The 19,901-nt window shown below is 41.6% G+C and carries 17 protein-coding genes and 12 tRNA genes; 25 read left to right on the forward strand and 4 right to left on the reverse strand.

The window, feature by feature from the left end:
- Positions 1–61: 61 nt before the first annotated feature.
- The 12 genes from BTU61_RS06425 to BTU61_RS06480 all read left to right on the forward strand — a co-directional run bounded on the left by BTU61_RS06425 (position 62) and on the right by BTU61_RS06480 (position 1,103).
- A tRNA-Val gene (locus BTU61_RS06425) sits at positions 62–134 on the forward strand.
- 5 nt (positions 135–139) lie between these two features.
- A tRNA-Gly gene (locus BTU61_RS06430) sits at positions 140–210 on the forward strand.
- A 36-nt stretch (positions 211–246) separates the two neighbouring features.
- A tRNA-Ile gene (locus tag BTU61_RS06435) sits at positions 247–320 on the forward strand.
- A 10-nt stretch (positions 321–330) separates the two neighbouring features.
- A tRNA-Glu gene (locus tag BTU61_RS06440) sits at positions 331–402 on the forward strand.
- A gap of 7 nt (positions 403–409) precedes the next feature.
- A tRNA-Ser gene (locus BTU61_RS06445) sits at positions 410–499 on the forward strand.
- A 12-nt stretch (positions 500–511) separates the two neighbouring features.
- A tRNA-Met gene (locus tag BTU61_RS06450) sits at positions 512–585 on the forward strand.
- A gap of 3 nt (positions 586–588) precedes the next feature.
- A tRNA-Phe gene (locus BTU61_RS06455) sits at positions 589–661 on the forward strand.
- Between the two features lie 15 nt (positions 662–676).
- Positions 677–757, forward strand: a tRNA-Tyr gene (locus BTU61_RS06460).
- 6 nt (positions 758–763) lie between these two features.
- Positions 764–834: transfer RNA gene (locus BTU61_RS06465), tRNA-Trp, on the forward strand.
- A gap of 12 nt (positions 835–846) precedes the next feature.
- Positions 847–919, forward strand: a tRNA-His gene (locus tag BTU61_RS06470).
- Between the two features lie 19 nt (positions 920–938).
- A tRNA-Gln gene (locus tag BTU61_RS06475) sits at positions 939–1,010 on the forward strand.
- Between the two features lie 9 nt (positions 1,011–1,019).
- Positions 1,020–1,103 (forward strand) — tRNA-Leu (locus BTU61_RS06480).
- 335 nt (positions 1,104–1,438) lie between these two features.
- Here BTU61_RS06480 and BTU61_RS06485 read toward each other — a convergent pair.
- Entirely contained in the window at positions 1,439–2,695 is a 1,257-nt protein-coding gene (locus tag BTU61_RS06485; protein WP_200772842.1) for an MFS transporter, read from the reverse strand.
- A 312-nt stretch (positions 2,696–3,007) separates the two neighbouring features.
- Here BTU61_RS06485 and BTU61_RS10315 point away from each other — a divergent pair, with 312 nt between their 5' ends.
- From BTU61_RS10315 to BTU61_RS06510, 6 genes are all read left to right on the forward strand, one after another.
- A complete protein-coding gene (locus tag BTU61_RS10315) occupies positions 3,008–3,133 on the forward strand; it encodes a hypothetical protein (RefSeq protein ID WP_267910313.1) in 126 nt (41 codons plus the stop codon).
- A gap of 165 nt (positions 3,134–3,298) precedes the next feature.
- Positions 3,299–3,736, forward strand: a complete 438-nt coding sequence (locus BTU61_RS06490) for a zinc-dependent MarR family transcriptional regulator (protein WP_200772843.1) — start codon at positions 3,299–3,301, stop codon at positions 3,734–3,736.
- A 1-nt stretch (position 3,737) separates the two neighbouring features.
- On the forward strand, positions 3,738–4,442 hold the full coding sequence (locus tag BTU61_RS06495) for a metal ABC transporter ATP-binding protein (protein WP_200772844.1): 705 nt from the start codon (positions 3,738–3,740) through the stop codon (positions 4,440–4,442).
- Positions 4,435–5,238, forward strand: coding sequence for a metal ABC transporter permease (locus tag BTU61_RS06500; protein WP_200772845.1), 804 nt, complete (start codon positions 4,435–4,437; stop codon positions 5,236–5,238). The genes BTU61_RS06495 and BTU61_RS06500 overlap by 8 nt, the downstream gene beginning before the upstream one ends.
- Before the next feature lie 2 nt (positions 5,239–5,240).
- Positions 5,241–6,749: a zinc ABC transporter substrate-binding protein AdcA gene (locus tag BTU61_RS06505; protein ID WP_200772846.1), complete on the forward strand. Its 1,509-nt coding sequence runs from the start codon at positions 5,241–5,243 to the stop codon at positions 6,747–6,749.
- A 131-nt stretch (positions 6,750–6,880) separates the two neighbouring features.
- Complete coding sequence (locus BTU61_RS06510) at positions 6,881–7,438, forward strand: DUF6287 domain-containing protein (protein WP_200772847.1); 558 nt, start codon at positions 6,881–6,883, stop codon at positions 7,436–7,438.
- A gap of 76 nt (positions 7,439–7,514) precedes the next feature.
- On the opposite strand, the gene BTU61_RS06515 is transcribed toward BTU61_RS06510, so the two are convergent.
- On the reverse strand, positions 7,515–8,369 hold the full coding sequence (locus tag BTU61_RS06515; RefSeq protein ID WP_200772848.1) for a putative RNA methyltransferase: 855 nt from the start codon (positions 8,367–8,369) through the stop codon (positions 7,515–7,517).
- 107 nt (positions 8,370–8,476) lie between these two features.
- A complete protein-coding gene (locus tag BTU61_RS06520) occupies positions 8,477–8,785 on the reverse strand; it encodes a YciI family protein (RefSeq protein ID WP_200772849.1) in 309 nt (102 codons plus the stop codon).
- An 87-nt stretch (positions 8,786–8,872) separates the two neighbouring features.
- Between BTU61_RS06520 and BTU61_RS06525 the strand changes: the two genes are divergently transcribed.
- The 5 genes from BTU61_RS06525 to BTU61_RS06545 all read left to right on the forward strand — a co-directional run bounded on the left by BTU61_RS06525 (position 8,873) and on the right by BTU61_RS06545 (position 11,918).
- Complete coding sequence (locus tag BTU61_RS06525) at positions 8,873–9,190, forward strand: winged helix-turn-helix transcriptional regulator (RefSeq protein WP_200772850.1); 318 nt, start codon at positions 8,873–8,875, stop codon at positions 9,188–9,190.
- Positions 9,191–9,312: 122 nt separating this feature from the next.
- Positions 9,313–10,179, forward strand: a complete 867-nt coding sequence (locus BTU61_RS06530) for an ABC transporter ATP-binding protein (protein WP_200772851.1) — start codon at positions 9,313–9,315, stop codon at positions 10,177–10,179.
- A complete protein-coding gene (locus BTU61_RS06535; RefSeq protein WP_200772852.1) occupies positions 10,179–11,021 on the forward strand; it encodes an ABC transporter permease in 843 nt (280 codons plus the stop codon). The genes BTU61_RS06530 and BTU61_RS06535 overlap by 1 nt, the downstream gene beginning before the upstream one ends.
- Positions 11,022–11,039: 18 nt before the next feature.
- A complete protein-coding gene (locus tag BTU61_RS06540; RefSeq protein WP_200772853.1) occupies positions 11,040–11,495 on the forward strand; it encodes a LytTR family DNA-binding domain-containing protein in 456 nt (151 codons plus the stop codon).
- 9 nt (positions 11,496–11,504) lie between these two features.
- Positions 11,505–11,918, forward strand: a complete 414-nt coding sequence (locus BTU61_RS06545; protein ID WP_200772854.1) for a DUF3021 domain-containing protein — start codon at positions 11,505–11,507, stop codon at positions 11,916–11,918.
- A gap of 62 nt (positions 11,919–11,980) precedes the next feature.
- Here the strand turns inward: BTU61_RS06545 and tyrS are convergent, their stop codons facing one another.
- Positions 11,981–13,237 (reverse strand): tyrosine--tRNA ligase, encoded by a 1,257-nt coding sequence (gene tyrS, locus BTU61_RS06550; RefSeq protein ID WP_200772855.1) that lies wholly within the window; start codon positions 13,235–13,237, stop codon positions 11,981–11,983.
- 195 nt (positions 13,238–13,432) lie between these two features.
- Here tyrS and pbp1b point away from each other — a divergent pair, with 195 nt between their 5' ends.
- Both pbp1b and rpoB read left to right on the forward strand, forming a co-directional pair.
- Positions 13,433–15,856 carry a penicillin-binding protein PBP1B gene (pbp1b, locus tag BTU61_RS06555; protein WP_200772856.1) on the forward strand — a complete coding sequence of 808 codons (2,424 nt, stop codon included), beginning with the start codon at positions 13,433–13,435 and terminating at the stop codon, positions 15,854–15,856.
- Between the two features lie 340 nt (positions 15,857–16,196).
- Positions 16,197–19,766, forward strand: a complete 3,570-nt coding sequence (gene rpoB, locus BTU61_RS06560; protein WP_200772857.1) for a DNA-directed RNA polymerase subunit beta — start codon at positions 16,197–16,199, stop codon at positions 19,764–19,766.
- Positions 19,767–19,901 lie beyond the last annotated feature (135 nt).

Consider the following 19,901-nt stretch of genomic DNA (forward strand, 5'->3'; position numbering starts at 1 on the left):
AGGCTCATTTGGGAGTTTAACTTAATTGAAATTGAAAAACAATTAGGTTAAACGACCATAAGGGAGTTTAGCTCAGCTGGGAGAGCATCTGCCTTACAAGCAGAGGGTCAGCGGTTCGATCCCGTTAACTCCCATTTAAGCGGGTGTAGTTTAGTGGTAAAACTACAGCCTTCCAAGCTGTTGTCGCGAGTTCGATTCTCGTCACCCGCTTTGAACGATTGTTCAATTTACCAAGTTTTTTAACTTGGGCGCGTAGCTCAGGTGGTTAGAGCGCACGCCTGATAAGCGTGAGGTCGGTGGTTCGAGTCCACTCGTGCCCATTAATTCTATGGTCCGTTGGTCAAGGGGTTAAGACACCGCCTTTTCACGGCGGTAACACGGGTTCGAATCCCGTACGGACTATATTTTTGGAGGATTACCCAAGTCCGGCTGAAGGGAACGGTCTTGAAAACCGTCAGGCGTGTAAAAGCGTGCGTGGGTTCGAATCCCACATCCTCCTTATTTATATTAACGCGGGATGGAGCAGCTCGGTAGCTCGTCGGGCTCATAACCCGAAGGTCGTAGGTTCAAATCCTGCTCCCGCAATTTGGCTCGGTAGCTCAGTTGGTAGAGCAATGGATTGAAGCTCCATGTGTCGGCGGTTCGATTCCGTCTCGCGCCATCAATTCAATAATTCGGAAGGGTAGCGAAGAGGCTAAACGCGGCGGACTGTAAATCCGCTCCTTCGGGTTCGGGGGTTCGAATCCCTCCCCTTCCATCCTTTACGGGCATAGTTTAAAGGTAGAACTAAGGTCTCCAAAACCTTCAGTGTGGGTTCAATTCCTACTGCCCGTGTTAATAATTATGGCGGGTGTGGTGAAGTGGTTAACACACCAGATTGTGGCTCTGGCATGCGTGGGTTCGATCCCCATCACTCGCCTATTTATTATTTATATTATTGGGGTATAGCCAAGCGGTAAGGCAAGGGACTTTGACTCCCTCATGCGTTGGTTCGAATCCAGCTACCCCAGTTATACTTTGCCGGCGTGGCGGAATTGGCAGACGCGCTGGACTCAAAATCCAGTGTCCGCAAGGACGTGCCGGTTCGACCCCGGCCGCCGGTATAGTAATAAAGACAAGGTTTTCGGACCTTGTCTTTTTTTTCTTTGTTGTGTGTCGAGTTACCAATTTTTTCCGGCTCTTTGTCAACTGTAGTGGGTTGATGAAAAGTTACAACCTGGAGAGGACCAAATTGGTTCTCTCCTTTTTTAAGATAATAATATTTTTGTCTTTAATTCTAAGTATGTTTGTGATAAAATTTAATTGTTCCATAAGGTTCTTTCTAATGAGGGTTTGGTCACTTTTTCATTATAGATCTTATGGAGCTTTTTTTTACAACAAAACAGACTCCATAATTCCTACAGTGGTTTTACCCACTACAGAAATTATAGAACCAATTTCAATAAGTGTGTTCTTTTTGGAGTATTCTATATATTCTAGGTAACATTATCATGGTATAGATCAGGAGAGAAACACCTCCAAATATGAATATCAGACCTCCGTTTATATCTTTTTGAAATAGATAAGTAAATACAATGGTACCTATCGGCATGATAGACGTATTTAGTGTGAACAAAGTACTCATTACTCTTCCTAAATAATTTGTTTCAATGCTACTTTGAAGATAGGTCATGACGACAATATTTAGAATAACAAGAGTGAATGCGATAATTCCCATAAATAAACCGCCAACGGAAGAAATAATCACTTGGGTGTTAGTAGTTGCAAATGTAATACCCAAACCAATGATAGCGATAGTTAGAAGAAAAAGTGGAATGCGAATTTTATTAGAGAGAAGTGTGTTATTTTCTTTTTTGTCTGGCAGTAGCGACATAGACACACTGGCTAATAACATTCCAACTGCAGACATCGTTTCTAAGATACCTACTGTTGCATTATCTAATAAGAGTTGCTCTTTGACTACAAATGGTACTCCAATGCTAATGGAAGTATAGAAAAAATTCAGTACAACACTAACAAGAATAATATATTTGACAATCTGATTTTCTTTTAAAAATCGGATAATTTCTTTAACCCCGTGTTGATGCTTTTCATTCTGTTTAATCTTGACTTCTTGCTCTCCGTGTTCATAGAAGAATTTCATGGTAAGTAAGACACCTAAAGAAAGGAGGTTTGCAATGATTTCTATGAGAATAAAGCCCGAGAAGCCTAACCAATTGTAAAAAATAACTCCAATAGCTGGGGAAAGCATGGTTGCGATAGCAATGGCGGTTTGTGTAACAGAGCTTAATCGTTGAATTTTTGTATCATTTACTAACTCGTGGATAGAAGCTGAATAACAAGTATCATTTATGTTAACTGTAATAGAGTGGAGTATGACAAACGGGATTACTAGATATAAGATAGTAGATGAATTCGTTAAAAAATAAAAAGCATAAAACAGAAGAAAGATTATAAGCCTAAAGATGAAATTATAAATTAAGATCTTTTTATGACGGTATCGGTCTACTAAATTACCGATTGGAAGCAAGAAAATCAAACTAACTAAAGGATAGATGATCATATTGATTCCAAAACTCATTGCTGATTTTGTCTGGTCCAGTAACATTAATCCTAAAGCAAAATTAAAAGCTTTTCCACTTAAGGAACTAATAAAACTGCTAATAAAGTCTTTGATGATTTGTCTATTAGACATTTGATCACTTATTAAATTTTTAATATTAACCCCCTCCATTCGTTTCAACACTGATTCGGTTATCTAATTCCATTCAATGAACTTGAAAGGTAATCAGACTATTAGATAAACCATAATTTTTGTTAATTAAGATTTTACCAATTATACTAATAAAAGTATATTAAAAAATGTAGAAAGAGAGTAAATTTTTTAAGATTAGTGGTTGTATTATTTAATAACTAAGAAATAAGATTATCGACTCACTGCTTATGGAAGTAGTTATTTAAGAGAGAAAGATGAGTTACTAAAAATTACTATTTAGGATTTGGGGAAATGGCTGCATCTATTGCTGATAATCAATTTGTAAAAATGCGTTTTAACTATTTTAGAAATGAATTAGTCGGTTTGAAGTATTTGAAGGAATATTTATATTTTTTAAGAAGTATAGAGTTTTCTTAGTTTTGTATTACTAATAGAGTGTATAATGAACTTATTGCTTCTCAGTATCAGAATACTTTTCCTTACAATATTGAGTATGATTTGAAAGTTTTCCTTCTCCTTTTTCTTTTTTTGTGATATAATTAACCAGTAAAACATTTACCGGTTAATGAGAAGGAGTTTATTTTGTCTGAAGTTGCTAATAAAATTGATCGTTTTTTAAATTCGATTTTATTATTATCTGAGAATCAGCATGAAATTCTAGTTGGTTCTTGTACTAGTGGCGTTTCTTTAACTAACACGCAGGAACATATCTTGATGTTGGTTGCTGATGAACCGCTGACAAATTCAGTTTTGTCTAAGAAATTAAATGTCAGTCAGGCGGCTATTACCAAGGCTGTCAAACCGTTGTTGAGTCAGGGTATGCTAGAGACCTATCGTGATGAAAATGATGCACGGGTACTCTATTATCGTTTGACGGATATTGGAAAGCCGATTGCATTGGAGCATCAGCATCACCATCTGCATACTCTTCATACGTATGAGGATGTATTGGGTAAATTTACTCAAAATGAACAAAGTGTGATTTCTCGATTTTTAGAATTATTAGAAAAGGAGTTGTGAGTTGAGGTATATTACGGTTTCAAATTTATCGTTCTATTATGATCGAGAACCTGTTCTGGAAGGGATCAATTACTACTTAGATAGTGGGGAGTTTGTTACCTTGACTGGGGAGAATGGTGCTGCTAAGTCAACCTTGATTAAGGCTAGTCTTGGCATCTTACAGCCCAAGGTTGGGACTGTTGAGATTTCAAAGACCAATGTAAATGGAAAGAAATTACGGATTGCTTATTTACCTCAACAAATTGCCAGTTTTAATGCAGGATTTCCAAGTACGGTTTATGAATTTGTGAAGTCAGGCCGTTACCCGCGGAAAGGTTGGTTTCGTAAATTAAATGAGCATGATGAACAACATATTCTTAAAAGTTTGGAATCTGTTGGAATGTTAGAGCATAAGAATCAAGCGATTGGATCTTTGTCTGGTGGCCAAAAACAACGAGCTGTTATTGCGAGAATGTTTGCATCTGATCCGGATATCTTTATTTTAGATGAACCGACAACAGGGATGGATGCCACAACAAAGAGTGATTTCTATGAATTAATGCACCATAGTGCGCATCATCATCAAAAATCTGTTTTAATGATTACCCATGACCCTGAAGAGGTAAGTCAGTTTGCGGACCGCAATATTCATTTGGTGCGAGACCAGAGCTCTCCTTGGAGATGTTTTAACGTCCATGGGACTGAAGGGGAGGGTTACCATGCTTGATTTATTTCAGTATGATTTTATGCAGCGGGCCTTACTAGCCATGATTGCGATGAGTCTTTTTTCTCCGGTATTAGGGATTTTCCTGATTTTAAGACGGCAGAGTTTGATGAGTGATACGCTGAGTCACGTTTCTTTGGCAGGGGTTGCTTTTGGGCTTTTCCTGGGTATTTCTCCAACGCTCTCGACCATGTTGATAGTGATTGTAGCAGCGGTCTTCCTAGAGTATTTGCGGACCTTATTTAAGGACTTTATGGAAATTGGGACGGCGATTTTGATGTCGACGGGTCTTGCACTCGCCTTGGTCCTGATGCGTGGTGGTGGAAAGAGCTCCATGAGCTTGGATCAGTATTTGTTTGGTTCGACCCTAACCATTACGGATGAGCAGGTGCTGGCCTTGTTTGTTATTGCCTTCGTTGTATTGGTGCTGACAGCCTTATTCTTGCGTCCTATGTATATTTTGACCTTTGATGAAGATACGGCTTTTGTGGATGGGCTTCCGGTCCGGACCATGTCTATCTTATTTAATGTGGTGACAGGGGTTGCGATCGCTTTAATGATCCCTGCAGCAGGGTCTTTATTGGTCTCAACCATCATGGTCTTACCAGCTAGTATTGCGCTGAAACTAGGGAAGAACTTTCGTGGGGTCATGCTGATTGCAGTCATCATTGGCTTTATAGGGATGTTTAGTGGATTGATTTTGTCTTATGTTGCAGATACACCAGCAAGTGCTAGCATCACGCTTTTATTTGTGGCTCTGTTCTTGCTTGTGAATCTTGGATCACGTTTGAGGAAGTAAATATGAAATATAAAAAAATAGGTTTAATGTTGTTGGTGGCTTTTGTCCTTATCTTGACAGCTTGTGGAAAAAGCCAGAGTAAAAATGGGAAACTGAAAGTGATGACCACTTTTTATCCTGTTTATGATTTTACAAAAAATATTGTTGGAGATGAAGGAACAGTGGATCTGCTGATTGGAGCGGGGTCTGAGCCTCATGAGTATGAACTGTCTGCTAAGGGACGTGCCATGATTCAAGATTCAGATGTCTTTGTCTATGAAAATGAAAACATGGAAACATGGGTGCCAAATCTTTTGAAATCCATGAAGGATAAGAAAACCAAAGCGATCGATGCCACCAAGGGCATGGTCTTGCTTCCGGGATTGGAAGAGGAACATGAACACAAAGGGGGCGAGGAACACCATCATGAATATGATCCTCACCTTTGGCTTTCTCCACATCGTGCCATGAAGATGGTAGAGTCGATTCGCGATCAGTTGGTGGCAGCTTATCCAGATAAGAAAAAGACGTTTGAGAAAAATGCGCAAGCTTATTTGAAGAAGTTACAGGCTTTGGATCAAGCGTATCAAGATGGCTTGAAAGATGCGAAGCAAAAGAATTTTGTGACCCAACATGCCGCTTTCCGTTATTTGGCACTGGATTATGGCTTGAATCAAGTAGCTATTTCAGGGCTTTCACCTGATAGTGAGCCATCTGCCGCACGATTGCGTGAATTGACAGAGTATATCAAGAAAAATGAGATCAAGGTGATTTACTTTGAGGAAAATGCTTCTAAGTCTTTGGCGAAAACCTTGTCTTCTGAAGCTGGTGTTGAGTTGGCTGTCTTAAATCCTTTGGAAAGCCTGACGGATCAAGAAATGAAAGATGGCGAAGACTACGTGTCTGTCATGAAGGAGAATCTGAAGGCGCTAGAAAAAACAACGTCACAAGCTGGCAAGGATATTCAACCGGAACATGAGGAAGATACTAAGACGGTTCAAAAGGGCTATTTCGAGGATAGTCAAGTGAAGGATCGTAGCTTGGCCAATTATGCGGGAGATTGGAAATCCGTTTATCCATACTTGCAAGATGGAACTTTGGATCAGGTCTTTGATTATAAGGCAAAATTAAATCCAACCATGACTGCTGCTGAGTATAAGGAATATTATACCAAGGGTTACCAAACAGATATTGATCGGATCAAGATTGATAAGGATTCAATGGAGTTTTATCAAAAAGGATCTTCTAAGAAATATACCTATAAATACGTAGGGAAGCACATTTTGACTTATAAGAAGGGGAATCGTGGTGTTCGTTATCTCTTTGAAGCCAAGGAGAGCGATGCGGGAGACTTCAAATATGTTCAATTTAGTGACCATGAAATTACTCCGGTAAAGGCAGCTCACTTCCACATTTTCCATGGAGGAAAGAGTCAAGAGGCGCTTTATGATGAGTTGGAAAATTGGCCAACTTATTATCCTTCGAATTTATCTGGTTTAGAAGTTGCACAGGAAATGGTGGCTCATTCATAATCCGTATGCAAAGAAGTTGGGAGGAAACTCTCAGCTTCTTTTTGGTCTAAAATAGGGAGTGAAGCTTGTAAAATACTGGAAAATACGTTACAATGAAAGGGCTTTAAATAAAAATGTATGGGGAATTTTAAATGAAAAAAGTTGGCGCAATGTTAATAGGTCTTCTCAGTGTGATCCTGTTGGTGGCTTGTTCGCAACAGGGAGCAAGCAAAAAATCAACCGCCTCATCTAGTAAAACGACGACCTCTTCTGAGGTCAAAAAGACGGATGCCTCTAGTTCGGAAGTGAAGGAGAAAGAAAAAAAAGAAGAGAAAAAAGAAGTGAAGAAAATGGATCTTGAGGCTATTGCTAATGGGGATTACAGCAGTATTGCTGGTGTCTGGCAAGATGATAAAGGAAACAAGCTGGTCTTTAACGATAAAGGGTTAGTATCACAAGAGTTAGAGGGCTATGGAGCTTCTTTGACGGATTATGGAACAGCTTCTGAAGGTATCTATGGAGGTCGCGATGGAGGCTTCTTGTTGGAGTATATTCCTGCTGGAGTGAGCATTGGTGACCAAGTCGACGACCAAGGGCAAGTCGTCTTTAAGGACTCCTCAGACGCCACTAAAAATCGCTTGTGGTCGGGTGTCGGACAAGCTAGTTTCGCAGAACAAGGATCTTTCTACTATCATGTCGGAGATCAATAAAAATACAAAAAGGGAATAGGACAGAAGCAACTGTAACGGGTTGTGCTTCTATCTTATTCCCTTTTTAATCTGCACTTTACGGGCTTTGTATCTTGAGTTTTCCAACTAGTATTTGGGCTTCGATGGTGATTTCTGTGAGACGGGTCCAGTTGATTTTTTCTTGGTCAACATGAAATAAAAGAGGGGTCATGGCGAGGAGCGCCTGACGTTCTTCAGGAGTTAAACTCTTGGTAAGACTGACCGTTTCGGATGAGAGGATCTGACAGTGATCTTCAAAGTACTCCAAAATTTCCTGGTTGGAGTAAGATTGCTTGGCCAATTGATCTTGGGCCAACTGACGAATTTCTTTTAGATGAGAAGAGGTTGGGACGACCTTCATGATGATCCCTTCTGCCTTTAAGACACGTTCAAATTCAGCGTAATTAGCCGGGGAGAAGATGTCCAAAATGACCTCCATACTCTTAGATTGAATGGGTAAATGAGCCAAATCTCCTACAAACCAATTGACCTTCCAGCTAGCGTCACTCTTGGCAGCTAGTTGTACGGATTCCTTTGAAAGATCGAATGCATAGAAGGTAACTTGGGGATAAACTTCTTGTAGTTTTCGGGAGTAATAGCCTTCCCCGCAACCGATATCTAGAATTCTGGCATCCCTGGTCGGAATCTTTTGTCCGATCGCTGTGAGAATCGGCTCATAAAACCCTGCTTCTAAGATCAGCTGGCGATTCTGGAAATTTTCTTTGTCATAGTCCTTTGATTGTTTGATCTGGGGAGCCAGGTTGACATAGCCAAATTTCGCCAAATCAAAAGAATGGTTTTTCGGACATTTAAAACTAGTCCCCACAAGTTCTAGGCCTAGTTGACAGATGGGACAGGCAAAGGCAGTGGCTGTTTGAAATCGTTGTAATTTTGGTTTGATCGGTGTATTCATATTAGTAGTGTAACAAAAGAGCCTCTAGATAGCAACCGATGCTTTAATGGGACTAAGTCACACTTTTTAAACGGTTCTACGCGGTATTGAGTGGACCTTGAGTTTCTTTATCTAATTTTGTCCACTGGATTGTTCAGGACAGTTTTCAATTCAGGACAATATTTACTTACCTCAAATTCAATGATCTCATATTGAGCAATCTCATTTTGATAGAATGGATCGTGTGTAATGATTTCTTGAACGGCTTCTTTATTTTTTGCTCTCATGAGAATGATACCGCCGGTCCTTGGATTTTTCCTTCCAGATGCGATAAAATGACCTTTTGTATAATACTGATTTAAAAAATCTATGTGTTTTTCTAAGAATTTTTCAACTTTATCAAGGGGCTTGATATAGGTAAGATTTACAATAAACATAAGTGACTCCTTTAAAATAAATGATAAATAGATTATAATACTTTACAAACTACCTGAATAGTAGGCACATTTTTGTAAGGAGAAAAAATGTTAACAAATAAAAATTGGAACTGTAGTATGTCTCGAGTCTTAGATGTGGTTGGTGGGAAATGGAGGATGAATATATTATGGGTTATAAACAAGCATAAGAGAGTTCGTTTCAATCAATTGAGAAGAGAAGTTGAAGGGATTACAACGATCAGTTTGACACGTGGATTAGATGTTTTAATAGAGAACCAATTGGTTGAGAAATATGATTTTGAGTCTATGCCGCTCCATACAGAATATGAGCTGACGGAAAAAGGTAAATCACTGATGCCAATTTTAAAGGACTTGAATCAATGGGGAAAAGAATGGTTGCAATAAATTTTCTTCTTTTTGTCACTTTCATCTTGCCACTTAGGTTCTCATTTTGACCGCTTATCCCAAAAGGCCGTTTTTTAAACGGCTTTTTTGCTAGACTGATACTGTCAAAAAGGAGAGAGAACATGATATTACAAGCTAAAAACATCAGTAAACGGTATGGAAATCATCTAGTGGTTGATCATATTCACCTACAGTTTGAAAAGGGAACGTTTAATGCGATTCTAGGACCAAATGGGGCGGGGAAATCAACGACGATTTCCATGTTGATTGGTTTGAAACAACCAACGCAAGGCGACATTATTTATGAACCTGGTACTAAAATTGGTGTGGTCTTCCAAACCAGTGTTTTAGATGAGATGCTGACGGTTAGGGAAAATCTGACCATTCGTGCTAGACAGTACAAAGGACTAAAACCAAATCGTGTGTCTGATCTTATTGATCGACTAGGCCTATCAGCTTTCCAAAAGCAGAAATATGGGACGCTTTCAGGCGGCCAAAAGCGTCGGGTTGACATTGCGCGTGCTCTACTGCACGGTCCAGATCTTCTGTTCTTAGATGAGCCAACGACAGGTTTAGACATTCAAACTCGGAAGTCTATTTGGGATTTGCTCTATCAATTGCAGAGGGAAGAGGGAATGACCGTTGTATTGACCACGCATTATCTTGACGAAGCAGATGAAGCTGATCAAATTTATATTGTAGATCATGGGAAAGTGATTGCTCAAGGATCGGCACTAGATATTAAGAGCCAGTATGCTACTAATATCTTAAAGATTCGTTTCAAGGAGAGACAGCAGATAGAAAGCCTCAAATCTTCGGGAATGTCAGTAGAGCAACAAAGTCAATTGGAGTATATTTTTCAACCCGAGAGTGAAAGGGAAGCCATTGATTACCTGGCGCAAGTTAGTGATAAAATAGCCCATTTTGAGTTTCGTCCAGGGACCATGGATGATGCCTTTATTGCACTGACAGGAAGGGAGGTTCGCTAATGTTAGCCTTACTAAAGCGAAATTTTTTATTGTATTTTAGGAATCGTTCAGGTGTTTTCTTCTCCTTGTTGGGAGCCTTGATTTCCTTTATTCTTTATATTATTTTTCTTCAAAAAAATCTAACAGATGCCTGGGCTCAGCTTCCCAATGGTGGTCCTGTGTTAAATAATTGGTTGATGAGCGGGACGCTGGCAGTGACAGGTATCACAACGAGTCTGGCTGTCTTGACTCAGTTGGTAAAGGACCGCGAACGTCAAGTAGATCAGGATCTTTATTTATCGGATCAAGGAATATGGCGGTTAGCATTTTCGTATCTAACGAGTGCAATCATCATTTCTTTTTCCATGCAGATCCTTATGTATGTGCTGATGTGTGGCTATTTTAGAGAAGTTCCAACCTTATCTCTATTACCTGAAGTGCTCCTCATTATGCTACTTAGTAGCCTACTTTCTAGCTTAGTGAATGCCATTTTTGTTTATTTTTTCCAATCAGTAGACAGTCTTGGGAAGTTTGCGACCATAGTGGGTACAGCTTCCGGTTTTTTGGTAGGGACTTATGTACCTTTGGGCGTTCTACCTAATTTTGCTCAACTACTAATGAAATGTACCCCGGCTACTTATATTGCTGCACTTTATCGACAAGTCCTCATGAAAGAAGCATTAAGTGAGACCTTTAAAGGTCAAGATAAGCTTCTTCAAGAGTTTCAAGAAAAAATGGGTGTTCAGCTCAAATGGCAAACTTTATTGACAAAGGAACAAACATACCTTATAGTGTTAGGAGGTATTCTTCTAGCTTTGGGGATTTGGATTTCCTTGGCAAAAAGATCGAGTAAAAGAAAGTAAGTGAGAATTGGAGTAGGAATGAAGATTCGTTTTGAGGAAAAACAAGATGTCCCAGAAAACGACCCCTGTGTGGTCATTCAAGCCAAGCAATTATCTGATCAAGCACGAGAGGTGATGGAGTATCTCGAACAATTTTCGACAGTGAATCAAGTAGTGATCCCTATCAAAACAGATGATCATTTGATCATGGTGAAAATTGATGACATTATTCTAGCCGAGATTGATAAGAATCAGCTAACCATTTATACGACAGACAAAACGTTCACCATCAGAGATACTTTGACAAATTTTCAACATCGGATTAATCGTCGTAATTTTTTACAGATATCACGCCACGCGGTGATGAATATCGACCATTTAGAATCGCTATCGGATAGTTTTTCAGGCAATATGATGGCTAAACTGACACGTGGAGTAAAATCAAGTGTCAGTCGGAAATATGTCAAATCCTTGATGGATTATTTAGGGGTATAGGAGAAAGTGATGAAACGAGTTATAGCTTATTTTGTATCTGGTATGAGGACAGGATCCTTCTTTTATTTGTGTTTGGTGTTATTATCCCATGTCTATACCAACATCGTATATCCTGCCGTGAATGTACGCAACATCCTAGCGATCTTTTTAATGAGTGGAACAATGGGAGTCTTGACGTTCATTCTTGAGGAAGAAGAGTTTTTGACCTATAGTTTGCGTGTGGCTTTGCATTTAGTTGTGACAGCTACCATCTTAGCATTAACTTACTTATTTTTTGGCTGGGGGGGAGCCTTATGGAGCCCGATTCCTTGGTTGATCTTTCTAGCCATTTACGGCCTGATCTGGCTGTACCAGATTTGGCAACTCCATAAAAAAACTCAACGAATCAACCAAGCTTTGTTGCATCGCAGAAAAGGGAAATAGTCTCAGAAAAAAGTGTATAAGAAAACCACGAAGTTCATACCAAACTTCGTGGTTTTACTTTCTTAATAAGTCAAAACAAAGTATTTTTTCTTACCGCGACGGATAACGGTCAATTCATTTTCTAATTTATCGCTATCGCTCAAGACATAGTCAAGGTCTTGGATGCGTTCGCCATTGACGTAGATCGCTCCATTTTGAACATCTTCGCGGGCTTGGCGTTTAGAATTGACCACACCAGCTGTGACCAAGAGTTCAACAATGTTGAGGTTGTCTTCTGCTTGGACATGGTAGTTTGGCACACCACGAAGTCCTTGTTTGAGTTCTTTGACAGACAAGTTCTTGATGTTTCCTGCAAAGAGTTGTTCCGTGATGTTGAGGGCTTCTTTGTAGGCTTCTTCACCGTGGACAAGGGTGACCACTTCACGCGCCAAGATCTTTTGAGCCAAACGTTCATGAGGAGCAGCCTCAAACTGCTTACGGATCTCTTCGATCTCGTCCAGTGACAAGAAAGTGAAGATCTTCAAGAAGCGTACAGCATCGGCATCCATGACATTCATCCAGAATTGGTACATTTCGTATGGAGACGTTTTATCTGCATTGAGCCAGACGGCGTTGCCTTCTGATTTACCGAATTTCTTACCAGTTGCATCTGTGATCAAAGGAACAGTCATAACATGACCCGTCTTATCTGCTTTACGGCGCATCAACTCAGTACCAGCTGTCATATTTCCCCATTGGTCAGATCCACCGATTTGAAGGGTGACATTGTGTTCTTGGTTGAGGACGTAGAAGTCGTAGCCTTGCATGATTTGGTAGGCAAACTCCGTGTAAGAAATCCCTGTCTCAATCCGTTTTTTAACAGATTCTTTACTCATCATAGCATTGACCGTAAAGTATTTTCCGACATCACGAAGGAAGTCAATAAAGCTAATGCTTCCGAACCAATCGTAGTTGTTGACCATTTCAGCTTTGTTGTCCCCATTTTCAAAATCGAGGAAACGAGACAATTGCCCTTGAATGGAGCGAACCCATTCTTGTACAGTTTCTTTTGTTTGGAGACTACGTTCAGCATCTTTGAAGGACGGATCTCCAATGAGACCAGTCGCACCGCCAACGAGCGCATACGGTTTGTGGCCTGCTAGTTGAAGGCGACGGCTCGTCAAGATAGCCACCAAGTGACCAAGGTGAAGGCTGTCAGCAGTTGGATCATAACCAGTATAATAAGAAACCTGACCTTCTTCCAGCGCTTTGCGCAAGGCTTCTTCATCCGTTGTTTGAAATACCAAACCACGCTCTTTTAGCTCATCAAAAATGTGCATGTATCTTTTCTCCTTTATTTATTCATTTGTTCATCCTTCTATTCTACCATAAACCAAGGAAATGGCAATGATTTCCATCATTTTCTTACATCTCTGATAAGGAACGATAAGGAACTATCAAGAATTCTTGCGCGCTTGTGATTGAAATCGGAGGGCCTAATCTGCTATAATATAGGGAACAAGGAGAAAGAATCAGTGAATCAATTCAAAGAGAAGATGCAGGAATATTGGAAGAAGATCCAACAATTCTTTTCAAAACTGTACAAAGATATTTCCAAGAAGGAAAACAATGAAGAAAGTAGCTGGTCTGTTGGCGATATAGTTGCGACCTGTTTGCGGACCCTCAAACTCTTGTGGGATGTGATGATCGCCCTGTTCGTGTGCCTCTTTTTATTTGGTGCAGGGATCGGGATTGGTTATGCAGCGAGCCTCTTTAGCAATGTCAAGGTTCCAAAGACAGAAGAACTGGTCCAGCAGGTTCGCAATGTGAGCAGTGTTTCAAAACTGACCTATTCCGATAAGAGCTTGATTGCAGAGGTGGACAGTGACTTGATCCGTACACCTGTAGCGGGAGATGCTATTTCGGACAATGTCAAAAAGGCTGTGATTGCGACAGAAGATGAGAACTTTGAAAGCCATAATGGGGTTGTGCCCAAAGCGGTTCTTCGGGCAACGCTCGGATCTGTTGCAGGTGTTGGTTCTTCTAGTGGGGGATCGACCTTGACCCAGCAATTGATCAAACAACAAGTAGTTGGAGATGCGCCTACCTTTACCCGTAAGGCAACGGAAATTGTAGATGCCTTGGCTTTGGAGCGGGGGATGGATAAAAATGAAATCCTCACAACCTACTTAAATGTTTCGCCTTTTGGACGAAACAATCGGGGACAAAATATTGCAGGTGTGGAAGCCGCAGCTCAAGGGATTTTTGGAGTCCCTGCCAAAGACTTGTCTGTCCCACAAGCGGCTTTTATTGCTGGCTTGCCTCAAAGCCCCATCGTCTATTCTCCTTATGCAGCAGATGGTAGCTTAAAGAAAAAAGAAGATCTTGAGCTTGGTTTAGCGCGTGCCAAAGACGTCTTGTTCAATATGTACCGGACGGGAGCCTTGTCGAAAAAAGACTACGAGACCTATGCTCAGTACGACTTGACCAAAGACTTCATCGCTCCAGATGGCATCGAGAAAACACCGCATGACTACCTCTACTTCCAAGCCATGGCAGAAGCTAAAGAGGCCATGTATGATTTCTTGATCAAGAGAGACAATGTCACCAAGCAAGACTTGAAAAATAATGAAACCGTCAAGGCTTACCAGGAATTAGCTGAGAGCGAGTTGCGAGAAGGTGGCTACACCATTCAAACCACGATTAACAAACCAGTTCACAATGCCATGCAGGCCGCGGTAGCGAATTTTGGAAGTGTCTTGGATGATGGGACGGGTCTTGTAGAAGTTGGGAATGTCCTTATGGACAACCGAACGGGTGCTGTTTTAGGATTTATCGGCGGACGGAATTTTGACGGCAACCAAAACAACCATGCCTTTGATACAGAACGTTCACCAGGGTCTGCTATCAAACCGCTGTTGGCCTATGGTATTGCCATTGATCAAGGCTTGATGGGAAGTAATAGTATCCTCTCAAACTACCCAACTAATTTCTCTAGTGGGGAGCCCATCATGCACGTGGATAGTAAAGGAACGGCTATGATGGACCTCCGGGAGGCCCTCAATACCTCATGGAATATTCCAGCTTACTGGACTTACCGGACCCTTCGTGAAAAGGGTGTGGATGTCCCATCCTACATGAAGAAGATGGGCTATGATATCCCTGAATATGGCATTGAGAGTCTGCCGATGGGGGGAGGAATTGAGGTCACTGTTGCCCAACATACCAATGGCTTCCAAACCATTGCTAATAATGGGAACTACCTCAAACGCTACATGGTGGAGCAAATCATTGATCGAGATGGGGATGTGGTGTATAAGCACGAGGCAGATCCAGTTCGTGTCTACTCTCCAGCAACAGCAACGATTATGCAGGATCTCTTGCGCGGTGTTATTACGTCTGGTGCTACAACGACCTTTAAGTCTCGGATTAGCCAAGTCAACCCAACACTGGCGGGTGCTGACTGGATTGGAAAAACCGGTACCACTAACTCAAATGGGGATATGTGGTTGATGTTGTCCACACCAAATGTTTCTTTAGGAGGTTGGATCGGTCATGACAACAATGCTTCCATGCAGACCTTGACCGGCTACAACAACAATGCCCAATACATGGCGCAGTTGGCTAATGCGATCTACCAAGCAGATCCAAGTCTCTTTGGAATTCAGGATAAATTTACCCTCGATAAGAGTGTGATTCGTTCGGATGTTTTGAAGTCGACAGGTGAGAAACCGGGACGTGTCAATGTCAATGGTAAAGATGTAGATGTGAGTGGGCAAACTGTGACGAGTCTTTGGGCTAAGAATGGTGCTCCGACGACTCAATACCATTTTGCGATTGGGGGATCAGACAGTGATTATCAAAGTGCTTGGGCAGCCATTTTAGGAAATGCTAGTGGTAGTCAAAACAATAACCGAAATAACAATCATTCAAACCGAAGCAGTTCAAATCGAAGGTGATCAAATTTTGCGCAAAGCCTTGATTTTTCAAGGGAAAAACGGTATAATAAAGATAACTAATTTGTCGTGTGCTTTATTTGAAATATTGTCCAAATAAGAGCTTACAGCAGTTAAATCATACTTGGATAAGTCGATTTAGCTGCTCTTTTTGTGCCTATTTTTATGGGAAAATCGTATTTGTTACACAAATTTAATTTTTCTAAAAATTACAAAAAGCGACGAATGAGGTGAAGAGACAGCTCTTCACGTGATGCAAATCACACAATTGTAGTTGAAACCGGATAGGTGGTGAAAGTCATTTTACCAAGCTATCCTAGTATGGAAAAAGGAGCTAAAAACTTTGGCAGGACATGACGTTCAATACGGGAAACATCGGACCCGTCGTAGTTTTTCAAGAATCAAAGAGGTTCTTGATTTACCAAACTTGATTGAAATCCAGACAGACTCATTCAAAGATTTCTTGGATCATGGCTTGAAGGAAGTATTTGAAGATGTGCTTCCAATCTCAAACTTCACGGATACAATGGAATTGGAATTTGTGGGTTATGAAATCCGCGAACCCAAGTATTCGCTTGAAGAAGCGCGCATCCACGATGCCAGCTACTCAGCACCAATCTTTGTGACCTTCCGTTTGGTCAACAAAGAAACAGGTGAAATCAAGACCCAAGAAGTTTTCTTTGGTGATTTTCCAATCATGACTGAAATGGGAACCTTTATCATCAATGGTGGAGAACGGATTATCGTATCTCAGTTGGTGCGTTCACCAGGTGTTTACTTTAACGACAAAGTGGACAAAAACGGTAAGGTCGGTTATGGATCAACGGTTATCCCAAACCGTGGGGCTTGGTTAGAGCTTGAAACCGATTCAAAAGACATTGCTTACACACGCATTGACCGTACGCGTAAAATTCCATTTACAACGCTTGTGCGTGCTCTTGGATTCTCAGGAGACGATGAAATCATCGATATCTTTGGGGACAGCGATTTGGTTCGTAATACCATTGAAAAAGATATTCATAAAAATCCAATGGATTCTCGGACAGATGAAGCCCTCAAAGAAATCTATGAGCGTCTTCGTCCAGGTGAACCTAAGACAGCTGAAAGCTCACGTAGCTTGTTGGTAGCCCGTTTCTTTGATCCACGTCGCTATGACTTGGCCCCTGTTGGTCGCTACAAGATCAACAAGAAACTTAATATCAAGAACCGCTTGTTGAACCAAACCATCGCAGAACCATTAGTAGATGCTGAAACAGGAGAAATCCTTGTAGAAGCTGGTACTGTCCTGACGCGCGATGTCATCGATAGCATCTCTGAACAATTGGATAATGGCTTGAACAAGATCACCTACATTCCAAATGATGCGGCTGTTTTGACAGATCCAGTTGAATTGCAAAAATTTAAAGTGGTCTCACCAAATGATCCTGATCGTGTCGTTACCGTCATTGGTAATGCAAACCCGTCTGATAAAGTTCGTGTTGTGACTCCAGCTGATATTCTTGCTGAGATGAGCTACTTCCTCAATTTGGCTGAAGGCCTTGGCCGTGTGGATGATATTGACCACCTTGGAAACCGTCGGATTCGTGCCGTTGGTGAATTGCTTGCCAACCAAGTCCGTCTTGGACTTTCACGGATGGAGCGTAACGTCCGTGAGCGGATGTCTGTACAAGATAACGATGTCTTGACACCACAACAAATCATCAACATCCGCCCAGTAACTGCGGCAATTAAAGAATTCTTTGGTTCTTCACAATTGTCTCAGTTCATGGACCAACACAACCCACTTTCTGAGTTGTCCCACAAGCGTCGTTTATCTGCCTTAGGACCTGGTGGTTTGACACGTGACCGTGCTGGATATGAAGTCCGTGACGTGCACTATACCCACTATGGTCGGATGTGCCCAATCGAAACACCTGAAGGACCAAACATTGGTTTGATCAATAACTTGTCTTCATACGGACACTTGAACAAATATGGCTTCATCCAAACACCATACCGTAAAGTAGACCGTGAAGCAGGCGTTGTGACAAATGAAATCGTCTGGTTGACAGCTGATGAAGAAGATGAGTACATCGTAGCGCAGGCCAACTCTAAGTTGAATGAAGAAGGTGGCTTTGCTGAGCCAATCGTCATGGGACGTCATCGCGGTAACAACCAAGAGTTCCCGTCTGATCAAGTTGACTATATGGACGTTTCTCCAAAACAGGTAGTTGCCGTTGCGACAGCATGTATTCCTTTCTTGGAAAACGATGACTCCAACCGTGCCCTTATGGGTGCCAACATGCAACGTCAGGCTGTGCCATTGATTGATCCAAAAGCACCATTTGTTGGTACGGGTATGGAATACCAAGCAGCCCATGACTCAGGAGCTGCGGTCATTGCCCAACACGATGGTAAAGTTACTTACGCAGATGCGGATAAGGTAGAAGTTCGTCGGGAAGATGGTTCTTTGGATGTCTACCATGTTCAAAAATTCCGTCGTTCAAACTCAGGCACAGCCTACAACCAACGTACTCTTGTTAAAGTAGGTGAAACCGTTGAAAAAGGCGATTTTATCGCAGACGGACCATCTATGGAAAAAGGGGAAATGGCCCTTGGACAAAACCCAATCGTTGCGTACATGACTTGGGAAGGGTATAACTTCGAGGATGCCGTTATCATGAGCGAACGCTTGGTGAAAGAAGATGTCTACACATCTGTTCACTTGGAAGAATTCGAATCAGAAACGCGTGATACCAAGTTAGGCCCTGAAGAAATTACACGTGAAATTCCAAACGTCGGTGAAGATGCTCTTCGTGACTTGGATGAAACAGGTATTATCCGTATTGGTGCTGAGGTTAAAGAAGGCGATATCCTTGTCGGTAAAGTAACACCGAAGGGTGAAAAAGACCTTTCTGCTGAAGAACGTCTCCTTCATGCCATCTTTGGAGATAAATCTCGTGAAGTGCGTGATACGTCTCTTCGTGTCCCTCACGGTGGAGATGGAGTCGTTCGCGATGTCAAAATCTTTACGCGTGCAAACGGAGATGAATTGCAATCGGGTGTTAACATGTTGGTTCGTGTTTACATTGCACAAAAACGCAAGATCCGCGTTGGAGATAAGATGGCCGGTCGTCACGGAAACAAAGGGGTTGTGTCTCGTATTGTTCCAGTTGAAGATATGCCTTACCTTCCAGACGGTACACCGGTTGATATCATGTTGAACCCACTTGGGGTGCCATCGCGTATGAATATCGGTCAGGTTATGGAACTTCACCTTGGTATGGCAGCTCGTAACTTGGGTATTCACATCGCAACACCAGTCTTTGACGGAGCAAGTTCAGAAGATCTCTGGGATACGGTCAAAGAAGCTGGTATGGATAGCGATGCTAAGACGGTTCTTTATGATGGCCGTACCGGTGAGCCGTTTGACAACCGTGTTTCTGTCGGTGTCATGTACATGATCAAACTTCACCACATGGTTGATGATAAACTCCATGCCCGTTCTGTCGGACCATACTCAATGGTTACCCAACAACCACTCGGAGGTAAAGCTCAGTTTGGTGGACAACGTTTTGGGGAAATGGAAGTGTGGGCCCTTGAGGCTTATGGTGCATCAAATGTCCTTCAAGAAATCTTGACCTACAAGTCAGACGATGTCAATGGACGTTTGAAAGCCTATGAAGCGATCACCAAAGGAAAACCAATTCCAAAACCAGGTGTGCCAGAATCCTTCCGCGTTCTTGTCAAGGAATTGCAATCACTTGGTCTTGACATGCGTGTCCTTGACGAAGATGATCAAGAAGTGGAACTTCGTGATCTCGACGAAGGGGAAGACGATGATGTGATTCACGTGGATGACCTTGAAAAAGCACGTGAAAAAGCAGCCAAGGAAGCTAAAGCAGCCTTTGATGCGGAAGAAGCAGAAAAATAATCAGTCAAAATGATTGTCTTGTGAGAAACGAATGTTTCTGATAGGATGATTCGATAATAAGATACAGACACAAGGAGGTGGTGAGAAAGTTGGCTTTCTTCCCCCACCTAAGACTGTATTTAAATGAAACAAGTA

The sequence above is a fragment of the Streptococcus lactarius genome (assembly GCF_016642265.1).
In the GTDB taxonomy this organism is placed as follows: Bacteria; Bacillota; Bacilli; order Lactobacillales; family Streptococcaceae; genus Streptococcus; species Streptococcus lactarius.